General features: G+C 37.6%; 10 protein-coding genes. 9 read left to right on the top strand and 1 reads right to left on the bottom strand.

Annotated features, from left to right (window positions below; genetic code table 11):
• Positions 1–17 precede the first annotated feature (17 nt).
• From ACSZOX_RS03930 to ACSZOX_RS03900, 7 genes are all read left to right on the top strand, one after another.
• Complete coding sequence (locus ACSZOX_RS03930; protein WP_437918481.1) at positions 18–1007, top strand: zinc dependent phospholipase C family protein; 990 nt, start codon at positions 18–20, stop codon at positions 1005–1007.
• A 140-nt stretch (positions 1008–1147) separates the two neighbouring features.
• Complete coding sequence (locus ACSZOX_RS03925) at positions 1148–1693, top strand: hypothetical protein (RefSeq protein WP_437918480.1); 546 nt, start codon at positions 1148–1150, stop codon at positions 1691–1693.
• 1 nt (position 1694) lies between these two features.
• Positions 1695–2648 (top strand): DUF4407 domain-containing protein, encoded by a 954-nt coding sequence (locus ACSZOX_RS03920; RefSeq protein ID WP_437918479.1) that lies wholly within the window; start codon positions 1695–1697, stop codon positions 2646–2648.
• A gap of 49 nt (positions 2649–2697) precedes the next feature.
• A complete protein-coding gene (locus ACSZOX_RS03915) occupies positions 2698–3006 on the top strand; it encodes a DUF4342 domain-containing protein (RefSeq protein WP_437918477.1) in 309 nt (102 codons plus the stop codon).
• A gap of 190 nt (positions 3007–3196) precedes the next feature.
• Positions 3197–3985, top strand: a complete 789-nt coding sequence (locus ACSZOX_RS03910) for an N-formylglutamate amidohydrolase (protein ID WP_437918476.1) — start codon at positions 3197–3199, stop codon at positions 3983–3985.
• Positions 3969–5813, top strand: coding sequence for a flavohemoglobin expression-modulating QEGLA motif protein (locus ACSZOX_RS03905; RefSeq protein ID WP_437918475.1), 1845 nt, complete (start codon positions 3969–3971; stop codon positions 5811–5813). Before ACSZOX_RS03910 ends, ACSZOX_RS03905 begins: the two co-directional genes overlap by 17 nt.
• Before the next feature lie 7 nt (positions 5814–5820).
• Positions 5821–6828 (top strand): glutathione synthase, encoded by a 1008-nt coding sequence (locus ACSZOX_RS03900; RefSeq protein WP_437918474.1) that lies wholly within the window; start codon positions 5821–5823, stop codon positions 6826–6828.
• Between the two features lie 74 nt (positions 6829–6902).
• On the opposite strand, the gene ACSZOX_RS03895 is transcribed toward ACSZOX_RS03900, so the two are convergent.
• The gene (locus ACSZOX_RS03895) at positions 6903–7874 is read right to left on the bottom strand and encodes a YihY/virulence factor BrkB family protein (RefSeq protein WP_437918472.1); all 972 of its coding nucleotides are present in this window, start codon (positions 7872–7874) and stop codon (positions 6903–6905) included.
• A gap of 173 nt (positions 7875–8047) precedes the next feature.
• Here ACSZOX_RS03895 and ACSZOX_RS03890 point away from each other — a divergent pair, with 173 nt between their 5' ends.
• The gene (locus tag ACSZOX_RS03890) at positions 8048–9085 is read left to right on the top strand and encodes a threonine aldolase family protein (RefSeq protein WP_437918471.1); all 1038 of its coding nucleotides are present in this window, start codon (positions 8048–8050) and stop codon (positions 9083–9085) included.
• 606 nt (positions 9086–9691) lie between these two features.
• Positions 9692–12172 carry a DPP IV N-terminal domain-containing protein gene (locus tag ACSZOX_RS03885; RefSeq protein ID WP_437918470.1) on the top strand — a complete coding sequence of 827 codons (2481 nt, stop codon included), beginning with the start codon at positions 9692–9694 and terminating at the stop codon, positions 12170–12172.
• Positions 12173–12246: the final 74 nt, after the last annotated feature.

Genomic DNA, 12246 nt, shown 5'->3' with positions numbered 1-12246 from the left:
AATTGATAGAAAAAGATATGACTAATTCATCAAAATATTCGTTATTTTTACGGAACACACCTTATACCAATTATATCATGCGAAAATATTGTATCCTCTATTTTCTTTGTTTACCTCTGTTTTATTCTTGGGGATTTTATGCACACAAGAAAATAAATAATGCTGCCGTCTTTACCCTACCAGCGCAACTTGCAAGATTTTACAAAATCCACCTTAATACAATTACAGAAAAAGCAGTAGATGCTGATAAACGTTGTTACATTGACACCTTAGAATCCCCAAGACATTACATTGATTTAAACGATTATCCCGATAGCTTAGGAGCAATCCCCATACATTGGCGTGATGCAAAGGAAAAATACGAAGAGCGACAGCTGAGGGCGCGAGGGATTATACCTTGGCAAATTTATTTATCTTACCAAAAACTTGTAAAGGCATTCCAAGAAAAGGAATATGATGCTATTATTCGTTACTCGGCCGATTTAGGCCATTACATTGCAGATGCCCATGTCCCTCTTCACACGACAAGCAACTACAATGGACAATTTACCGGACAAATTGGCATTCATGCTTTTTGGGAGAGTAGATTGCCCGAGATGTTTGCCGACAAATACAATTTATTTGTCGGTAAAGCTCAATATATTGCTTCCCCTTTAGATACGGCTTGGGCAATTGTTAGGGAAAGTAATGATCGAGTTGACTTCGTTTTATCTGCGGAAAAAGAGCTTTCTCAAACATTTCCTAAGCACCAACAGAAGAGTTACATCACAAGAAATAACACGCTTGTTTTTACCCAGTCCGATGCCTATGCAAAAACATACCATGATTATTTAGGCGGCATGGTTGAACAGAGAATGCGAGAATCTATTCGTCGGATAGGATCATTTTGGTTATCAGCCTGGATAGATGCGGGACAACCTAAACTCAAAATCCACTCTTTAAACGAAAAGCCCGCAGTGAAAGACGAGGAGCACAAGAAAATAATAGGTCGTCCAGAATGGCATTAATACCGATGTACATTTATTATATCTTCCGACCATTTTACCGACGCAGGATGGTCTTTTACCTAAAAATTGTTTCCATTCGCCTAAAACCATCACCCCTGAAAACAGATAAGAATTAATTTTATCAATAAATAAGAATTAAAATGGGATGGTTTTCCGCTTTTAAAAGCAAAAAAATAGACGACGAGCACACTACAGAATTACCTCTTCAAACAACGGTTGTACAATCTGTAGATGAAATTGGCCACAACCCAATAAATAGCGGATCTATATTGGATAAGCAGGGTATTTTTTTATTGTATGCCTACCTGCAGCAGGATTTTGAAGAACGAGGCTTCAACGATGCCTTAGTCAGTCCAGACGAAGGCTACAAAAACGACAATATCAAGCTCATCAAATATGATTTGGAGATTTTGATCCAACAAATAAAAACGTACCACGACTCGCTCATGAAAGATCTGGATTTCCATATTCTATCACGTGGTCGTGCTGGCCTCATTGATTTGGTTGAAGAACTGAAAATAAAACAAACAGACCTTACTTCGCACATCGAGAAAGTAGAAGCCTTTGAAACCTCATTACAGCATGGAAATGGCTTTTGGGAACGGGCAGTATTAGCTTACAAACGAGGATTTATGAAAGGTATGGCATCAATAACCCAAGCATATTTGCTTTCTAAAAAATTTTAAGATGAAAGATTGGTGGTTAAAATTTGGTTGCTTTTTGACGGGATTTAATTATAATTTAGTGAAAAATTCTAGTGAGCAATCGGCAAAAAATGTAAAGAAATATACGTCAGCAGTGCTGCTTATCGTGCTAGTTTGGTTTTTCATCGGTTTCAGCTTTGCAACACGTTATTTACATTTTGCCTTTTTAGGAGGATTATTGGGAGGCATACTGATGGGATTTGTAATTATTCAAATCGAACGAATCATCATATTATCAACAAAAGTCAGTATATGGTCTAGCTTATTTCGCATGCTCTTGGCCCTCGTAATGTCCATTCTAGGGGCCTTCATTATGGACCAGATCACGTTCAAAGATGATATCGCTTTAAGAAAAGCACAGGTAATGGATGAACGTGTAAAATTGGCTGTCAAACAATCGGAAGATGATCTGCAAAAACAAATTGCAGATTTAGATAACATGGTTGCAAAGGCAAATAAAAAATATGAAGAGGTGAGTTCGGATTTGAAAAAAAATCCTGTCATCATCACAACCTATACGAACAAAAGTATTACCAAAGACAATGATGGCAAAACCCTTAATAATACGCAGTCCACAAACAAGTCTGTCATGGAAAATCCCAAAAAGATAGAGTTAGCGCAATTACATAAACAAATAGCCACCTTACAAGATAAAAAATTCGAACTCGTAGCTTCTATTACAACAATTAAGGAGCGAAAAGAAAAAGAGTTAAAAGCTGCTACAGGATTCTTAGATGAGTTAACCTTACTACACGAAGTTGTCACATCTTCGTCCATAGGTGTCTTCGTTTACTTGCTATTCATGCTCTTTTTCTTAGCAATAGAACTATTTGTTCTAGTTATGAAAATTACAGACAAAGAATCCGACTACGACAAGTTGCTTCAACATCAGACAAATATTAGAGTACAGATGTTGCAGAAACTTCAGGCTCCATAAACAACAGATGAAGAAAATTGTTATACTATAAACTCTAATAAAAATCATTATGTCCATCAAAGAAACTTTTTTCGTAAACGGCGAAAATCTACTAAAGAAAATCAAAGAAATCATCGCAGAAGGGAATGTCACCAACATTAGCATTTCAGACAAATCTGGCAAGGAAATCATGAACTTTCCGGTGACGATAGGTGTTGTGGGGGTGGTCTTTGCACCTATATTTGCAGCGATCGGTGCCTTAGCGGCTCTACTTACAGAATGTAAAATAACGGTGGAAAAACGCAAAGACGATACTACAGATACCCCTCCAGACAACGAAGCAAAAGAAGAAGAGGCCACGGTCATCGAAGTAAAATAATCTAATAATTTAAGAATAGAAGGGCTAAAGTTTTCGAACTTTAGCCCTTTCGTTTTTCACGTCGATTAGTCATTTTATCCATCCATTAATCCAACGTTTCCCTGACCGTATTTGTATGTTTAAATCCCTTCTCTTTCAAAACTATTTGTCGTTTGACACGTTAATAAGAGTACAGTAAACCGAGATATTTATGCCAGCATTATTTGAATTTCAGGTACGTCATGCAGAAAGTCCTTTTTGGACGTTTGCCATTCACGATGGACATCAAGTGAGTCCCGCTATTTTACCATATTTACAATTAGACGAGACGCAACGTTTACGAGAAGAAGATCCCTATACAGGAAGCATAGCGGAACTACCTGTCAATCAATTTTTGGTTAGCACGTCAAGATTTCAACTGGATATAAATCGTGCTCCTGATGACGCAATCTATTTACACCCTGATCAAGCTTGGGGCCTAACTGTCTGGAAAAAAGAACTACCAAAAAATTTATTACAGCTACTTTATCACGAGCATGAATTGATTTACAAACAAATCGACCACTGGATACAGGAGACGATCAAAAAACATGGTTATTTTGTAATTTTTGACATTCATAGTTACAATGCCAAACGAGGGGGCCCCGACGACATCGTCGATAAGGAAAAAAACCCTCAGATTAATTTAGGTACAGCCTATAACAATCCACGTTGGCAAGCGGCTATAGCATGCTTTTTACAAAGCGTAGCCAAGCAAAATTTGTTTGACACAAAAATCGATATTCGGGAAAATGTCAAGTTCAAAGGAGGATTTCTCGCGCAGCATCTCATCCGTAGATTTGGGGAAGATGGTTTCGTATTGTCTATTGAATTTAGAAAAGATTTTATGGACGAGTGGACTGGAATACCTTATATGCCAATTGTGCAAAGCTATAAACAGCTCCTTATGCACACACTAAAAGATTTGCAAGAGGAGGTTTTACATGGACTCGCAAGATAAAATATTAACGCAGCTCTTGCGAGCTATAAGAGACAAAACGCCGATACACAAACAAATACCTAATAAAGGGAAAATTGTTTTCAACAAAATTGTCCCTTATATTTTTATCTATCGTATACCTCCTACCGGCAAAGACCGTATACTAGCGGAACTGGCTAAATCAGATTTAGCGAGTGCTATATTCGTACCGGAGAAACCTGATGATGAGGTAAATACATGGATTATAAAAATAGCAAAAGCGTTGGCAAACGAATTTGGAACCTGTCTTCTAGTAGAAGTATGGACCGCTGCTGAACATCAACAGACAACAGATATAGCAATTCAGCTTTCGCAAAAGAACGCCTTAGTTCTAGCAGAATATTTGGCCAAGAATTTGCGTACGGAAGCTCCAGAATTACTCATAGAATTAAAAAAGGGAAACAGATTACCTTCCCCTCCCGATCTTCCGATATTGATTGATCCACAGGATGCGAAAGAAAATATTGTCATATCCTTGGGAATCTCAATTCAGAAAAGATATGAAGATCTTGAAGGGCGCTTACTCCCTTTGTTATCTCGAAATTTTAGAGAGTCTATTGCAAAAAGTTTATCTCGGCTGTTTTTTGAATTTGTACGCCTCTACACCACAGTAAGGGCTGCTCATTTCAAAATGAAAGTACATGAAAGATTAAATGCACAGATCTATGAGATTGACAATGTATTGGCAAAAGAAAGTCAAAAATTCGATTTTTTACTACTCACAACTCCAATTAATACCCATGATGCCTGGTTGCAGTTCAAAAATGAAAAATTCCGAAAAACACCCGTGTTTCATTACAGACCAATTCCTATTGATCCCGATCTGGTAAAAAGAAACTTATACAACTTGCGGATAGAAGATATCTATGACCCCACTATAGCCTATCTATTTCGAGACAAAAGACGAGAATTAGACGACATGATGACCATGTTGGCTTCGCGAGGTACTCCCGACTTTAAATATGGAAGCTTGATGGTCTTCGGAAATGTAAGTGATACTCTCTACGAAATGGCCAAAGCATTGCTAATTGCTATTGATAGTATTCGAACAAAAGAACACCCAGACGAACACTACCTCAACGCTCAAGAGTTTGCACAACTGGCAAAAGAAGAGATTTCATTTCTCCAACAGCAAGCTCCTTCTTTCAGTACTAGTGTACGTATTCGTGAAGATATTTCAGGCGTCATGGTAAATCATGGCGTTCTTAATATTAGTAAACAATACAAAATCAGTAAAAAAAGAGCCTTAGCACTTATTCAACATGAGGTTGGCACTCACATCATTACCTATTTCAACGGCAAAGAGCAGACATTTAGCCTTTTCCGGCAGGGAGTCCCTGGTTACGAGCAACTGCAGGAAGGGTTAGCGGTCTTGGCGGAATTCCTTGTAGGCGGATTAACGAACGAACGCTTACGCATATTAGCAGGACGTGTAATCGCCGTTCGCCACATGGTTATGGGACACGGATTTATCGAGACCTTCAACATGCTTTACGAGGAATACGGCTTCGATACAGAATCCTCTTTTAATATGACCATGCGTGTCTATCGCGCGGGCGGATTGACCAAAGACGCAGTTTATCTGCAAGGATTCATAGAACTCATACAATATATACAAGAAGGGAAGGACTTAGAGATTCTAACAATTGGAAAAATAAGAGAAGATTATCTTCCTATTGTATCCGATTTAATTCAACGTGGCATTCTTAAAAAACCACTTTTAAAGCCACGTTATCTCCAAAACCCGTATATCAAAAAACTGAAAGATATCAATCAATTTTCAAGTATTTTCAAAATGATTAACTACTAAAAGATATATGAACATCGCATTCTTAATCAACCAAACTCACAAAGAGAGTATAAATTTTACGACGACACTTCTCGCTTATAAAGCCCATAAGAAAGGACATCAAGTCTTATATATTGGTTTAGCAGACTTTGCCTATCATAATGATTTTACCGTAGGGGCACACTGTCGGATTTTAAATATAACGGAGACTGTAGATAACGAGGAAGAACTTTTGGCAAATCTACGTAGCAAAAAAAAAGAATTTGTCGATGCAAAACACATTGATGTATTATGGATAAGGTACGACCCTGTATTGGATATGATCAGTAGACCCTGGGCTTCTGCTACAGCGTTGCAGTTTGCACAGCTTTTCAAAAGACAAGGAACTTGGGTCATTAATGATCCTGATAAATTGTTAGAAGCAACCAACAAACTCTACCTAGAGTATTTCCCTAAAGACATCCGCCCCAAAACCTTAGTCACGCGTAGTTATGAAGACGTAATCTATTTTCTAGATCAGCAGGAGAATCAAATTATTTTAAAACCACTGAAAGGATCAGGTGGAAAAAATGTATTCTTATTAAAAAAAGATGAACGTCATAATTTAAAACAAACAGTCGAAGTTATTGCTCGTGATGGATACCTATTAGCTCAAGAATATTTACCAGCTGCCGCAAACGGAGACATCAGATTTTTCCTTTTAGACGGCCTTCCGTTAATGGTTGATAACAAATATGCTGCTGTTCACCGCGTACAACAGAAAGGGGATATTAGGAGCAATATTCATCAAGGTGGAGAAGCTAAAATCGCAGATATCGATGCGAGTATCTTACAGACAGTACAGCAAGTAAGTGAAAAGCTAAAAGAAGACGGTATGTATTTCGTGGGGCTTGATATCGTTGGCGATAAAATAATGGAAATTAATGTCTTCAGTCCAGGCGCGCTTTTGTACGCCAACACACTAAATAATATCGATTACGCCTCTATCATTATAGATGATCTAGCAACAAAATTAAAACACCGTAAGTCCTCATAATCCTAAAAGAAGTCTGTCTTGCATTTCCTATATTTTAGCAATGCAAGACAGATCTAACTTAGATGAACACCCAACTAGGTCGTTTTCTTTTTTTCTTCAGCTGTCAAAGCAGCCGGTGGAATTTCAGTAACCTCGCGCTCAATCTCTGTCATTTCGACATGGACAGCAAATTCAGAAGGTTCAATTGGCACTCCTTTGTATGTTGCATATTCCCGTGTATATATAGCCCCCAAATATAATATAGCTGCAGTATAGTACACCCATAATAAAATGAGCACCAATGAGCTCGCGGCACCATAAGTAGATTCCGTACTTGAACTTTCGATGTAGAAACCTATCAGGAAACGACCTATTACAAATAATAGTGCTGTAAATAATGCCCCTGAGCGTACAGTTTTCCATTGAATATTAACATCAGGCAGAATTTTGAAAATAATACAAAAGAGAAGGTAAATAATACCAAACGAAATTAAAAAATTTATAGAGCTAAATAAAAAAACTGTTATATCTGGAAATACCCGCTGCAATCGTTCAGTAAAAGCCAATACTGCGCCATTGATAATCAAGGTTACAACCAAGAGGAAACCTAAACCTATCACCAACGAAGATGATAATAAACGATCTTTCACAAGCTTCAACCAACCTTTTTTTACCTTGGGACGAACATGCCAAATTTTATTTATCGAATTTTGAATATCCCCAAACACAGTTGTAGCACCCAACAACAACGTTACAGCACTGATTAGCAATGCTATATTTGATTTCCCTGATAACGATAGGTTTTTAATAATATCTTGTACTTGAATAGCTGCACTTGTACCTATTAAACCCTGTAACTCGGTAAATAACCTCCCTTTAATAGCGTCTTCACCTAAAAATACACCTGCTAGGGATATAATCAAAACTAAGATAGGCCCTAACGAGAAAACGGTATAATAAGCCAATGAAGCACTATATTTCAATGTATCTTCTGCTGTGAATCCCATCACAGCATTTTTTAGAATGGTGAAGTGGGTACGAATGAATTGCTTTATTTTACTTGCCATATCACTTACGATTATGTTTTTAATAAGAACCAAACTTATTGCTTAAAAGTTTAAAAAAAATCACTCTACACGACATAAATCATCCACCCAATAGCGTGGAGAAATAGTTTTCCTTACGCAGTGGCAGGAATGCAAAAGAACCGTGTACATTTGTAGAAACAACAAGAAAAAAAATGTATAGTTTTAAAAATGACTACGCTGAAGGAGCGCATCCAAGAGTTCTTGAAAAATTAGTAACATTTAACATCAGCCAACAGAATGGATACGGAGATGACAACTATTCGATCATGGCCAAAACATTATTAAAGAAAAAAATAAACAATAGCGAAGCCTCAATTTTTTTTGTTTCTGGCGGCACGCAAGCTAATCTTCTTGTTATTTCCCATCTTCTACGTCCACATGAAGCAGTTATAAGCGCTTTAACTGGGCATATTTTTGCAAACGAAACGGGCGCTATTGAGGCTACAGGTCATCGTGTAATTACGGTATCGACAGACGACGGAAAACTTATACCAACCCACATAAGCACAACGATGAAGACGTATGCTATGAGACCTCATGTTGTTAAACCGAAAATGGTTTACATATCTAACAGTACCGAACTAGGGACCATCTATAGTAAAAACGAACTCATCAAATTGTACGAATGCTGTAGAAAACACGAACTTTATCTATTTATGGATGGCGCCCGACTTGGTTATGCTCTAACAGCAGAAAGCAACACGATAGATCTTACAGATCTCGCTAAATATACAGATGTGTTTTATATAGGCGGTACAAAAAACGGTGCACTTATAGGGGAAGCCATCGTATTTAACCATATGGAAATTGCTAGTGATTTCGATTATTCTGTCAAACAAAAAGGAGCATTACTTGCAAAGGGACGCTTATTAGGTCTTCAATTTCTGAGCTTATTCGAGGACAATCTTTATTTTGAAATCGCAGCACATGCCAATAAAATGGCAAAAAAAATAAGTCGATCTATTCTTGAATGTGGATATAATTTTCTTAGTCCTCCCGTTTCAAATCAATCGTTTCCCATTCTTCCAAAAGATATTATTAGCGAACTATCTAATTCCTTCGAATTCTATATTTGGAAGAACATCAATGAGAAATATGATGCAGTACGTATCATCACATCTTGGGCAACAGAAGAACGTTATGTTGATGAGTTTTGTAGACAGATAGCAAAAATCAGTAAAACAAATTGATAATTTACACGATGGATCCTGCAGCACTATTGATTATACATTCCTATTATCGTTGGATTGTCTTATTTTCCATGCTCGTACAAATGATATGGGTACTATATCATCGTAATTCTAATACCGTGTTCCGACGGCAGCATCTTTGTCTTATGATACTCTTTAGTTTGATCTATGACATCCAGCTTTTTATAGGTGCGCTACTATATATCCAGAGTCCGCTTGTAAAAACTTTTCTCGCTGATATTTCTACAGGTATCCATCAAAGACAATTACGTTTTTTTGGAATGGAACACATCGCAATGATGTCTCTTGCTATACTCTTATTTAACGGAATTACGCTTTTTTGTATCAAAAAAACAGGACAGAACAATGTTTTTCATTTTATTTTCAAGTGGCACCTTTGGATTTATATCATGATCATAACTTCTATACCTTGGTCTTTCTCTCCATTGACAAACAGACCTAACTTTCGGTAAAAAGTAACTTGTCATTATCAATAAAACATTGTAGTGAAAGAAATTAAGCAAAATAGGCTTCTTTTGGCATAAAATAGGTAAAGTTCACACAATTCATTTTCTGTACATTAGCACAAGTAACACTATTTAATTTATGCATAAAATATTCACGATACTACTTCTTGGAACTTACTTAATATCCCCCGCACAAGAACGCTCACACCAGGTAAAAGCAAATTATACGCTTGCTTCCAAATTCTCTCCCACGAAACTACAGACGCTTATCTTCTCAACCGACGTAAAACCAAACTGGATAAATCATTCGGACAGGTTTTGGTATGAATATCGTACATCTTCTGGGAAAAGATGGTATCTGGTGAACCCAGAAACTAAAACACGTAAATTGTTGTTTGACAATGCAGATCTAGCCGCTCAGGCCAGTAAAATCGTAAAAAACCCTTTTGATGCACAACATCTAGCGATTGAAAACCTGATGTTTACAAAAGATGAAAAAAACATCAGGTTTGAAATTCGTAGTACAAAAGATACGTTGAAAAACGAAAAGGAACTGGCCGAGCTAAAAAATAAATCGGATAGTTTAAAAAAGAAAGTATTCTTTTTAGAATACAATTTAAACAGTAAACAGTTAACGGAAATCGATGAGAACAACAAAGAAAAAGTAACCCCTAACTGGGCAAGTTTTTCGCCTGACACTTCGCGTATTTTCTTTGCGAAGGGATATAATCTCTTTTGGATGGATCGTGTCAATTACGAAAAAGCACGAAAAGACGATAAAGATTCTACAATCGTCGAGCATCAATTCACTAATGATGGGGTCCAATATTACGCATGGGGAGGCGATCAGTACAGCACGACAACAGGCGGCGATAAAGATGATGATGAAAAGAAAAGGCAGCCTGTACGCCTACTATGGTCACCTGATGGCGAACATTTTGTGATCACTCGAAAAGATAACCGTCACTTAAATCCCCTATGGGTAATCAACAACGTTGGCTTTAAAAGGCCTACGCTGGAAACCTACAAATACCTGATGCCCGGAGAAATCGATTCTACAGAAGCCGAACTTTATATCTTTAACGCAAAACAGTTAACTCCTCGAAAAGTCTCTATTGCTGCATTTAGAAATCAAACCATTACTATTTTTAATAAAGATACCGACAAAACTAGTTTCCGTGGAAAAGAATTTATTGGATTCTGGCTCGGAAATAATGATGAGTTTTACCTCAGCCGCTCTAGCCGTGATTTAAAACGTATTGACGTTGTTGCCGTAAAATCGAATGGTGAGACTCGTATATTGGTGGAAGAACGCTCTAATGTTTATCTCGATATTAAAAAACCTTACTTTATAGAAAATGGCGAACAATTTATACATTGGTCGCAACGCGATGGTTGGGGACATTTCTACCTGTATGACAAAAATGGAAAACTAATCCGCCAACTGACAAAAGGAGAATACAATTGTAATGAGGTGACGGGATATAACCCTTCGACACACCGCTTTACTTTCACCGCAAATGGTAAGGAGCTGGCAGAAGACCCATATTATCTTCATCATTATGCATTAGCTATAGCGGGCGGTGAACCAAAACTTTTAAATAAAGGCGATTTTGATCATCAGATTGAGGTTAGTGAAAGTGGAAGATATTTTGTAAACAACTCTTCCAGGGTAAATAGTATTCCTACATCAGCATTATATTCCACTAGTGGCGAATTAATTATAAAATTGGAAGAGGCCGATCTATCCTCTCTTTTTGCGGCAGGCTATAAGTTTCCGGAGCCATTCAAAGTAAAGGCGGGAGACGGAATTACTGATTTATATGGTGTAATGTACAAACCCTTCGACTTCGACTCAACACAAGTTTATCCTATCATCGAATATGTCTATCCGGGACCTCAAACGGAAGCCGTAAACAAATCTTTTGGAAGAAGTATGGATCGTATAGATCGTCTTGCTCAAATGGGATTCATTGTAATCACAGTAGGAAATAGAGGTGGACATCCCGATAGATCTCAGTGGTATCATACCTATGGGTACGGTAATCTTAGGGACTATGGATTAGAGGATAAAAAAGTTGCTGCGGAACAACTTGCTAACCGTTATTCTTTTATCGACATCAATCGCGTCGGAATTACCGGTCACTCAGGTGGTGGATTTATGTCCACAGCAGCGATGTTGGTTTACCCTGATTTTTTTAAGGTCGCGGTATCGGGAGCGGGCAATCATGAAAACAATATTTATAACCGATGGTGGAGCGAACGCCACCATGGCGTATTAGAGCAGGTAAATGCCAAAGGAGACACCACATTCTCCTACCAAATAGAAAAAAATACAGATTTGGCACGTAATCTTAAAGGCAAGCTCATGATCGCTACAGGTGATATCGATAATAATGTACACCCCGCCAATTCTATTCGAATGATTGAAGCCTTAATAAAAGCAAATAAACGTTTTGATTTCGTGCTTCTTCCTGGTCAACGACATGCATTTGGTAATATGACAGAATATTTTTTCTGGAAAATGGCGGACTACTTTGCAGAAAATTTACTTGGAGACTCAAAAATGAACAATGTCGATATATTGGAAATCAATCGAGAGCTTCCACAAAAAAAATAAAAAAAAAAATAAGCCGCCGTAAATCATGGTGGCTTATTCTCTTTCACGTCACGTCCTGATCCCCCCTCTACAGC

The sequence above is a fragment of the Sphingobacterium sp. LRF_L2 genome, assembly GCF_965644235.1.
Lineage (GTDB): Bacteria > Bacteroidota > Bacteroidia > Sphingobacteriales > Sphingobacteriaceae > Sphingobacterium.
Note: the sequence above shows the minus strand (reverse complement) of the source record. Positions and strands in the feature narration are given on the sequence as shown.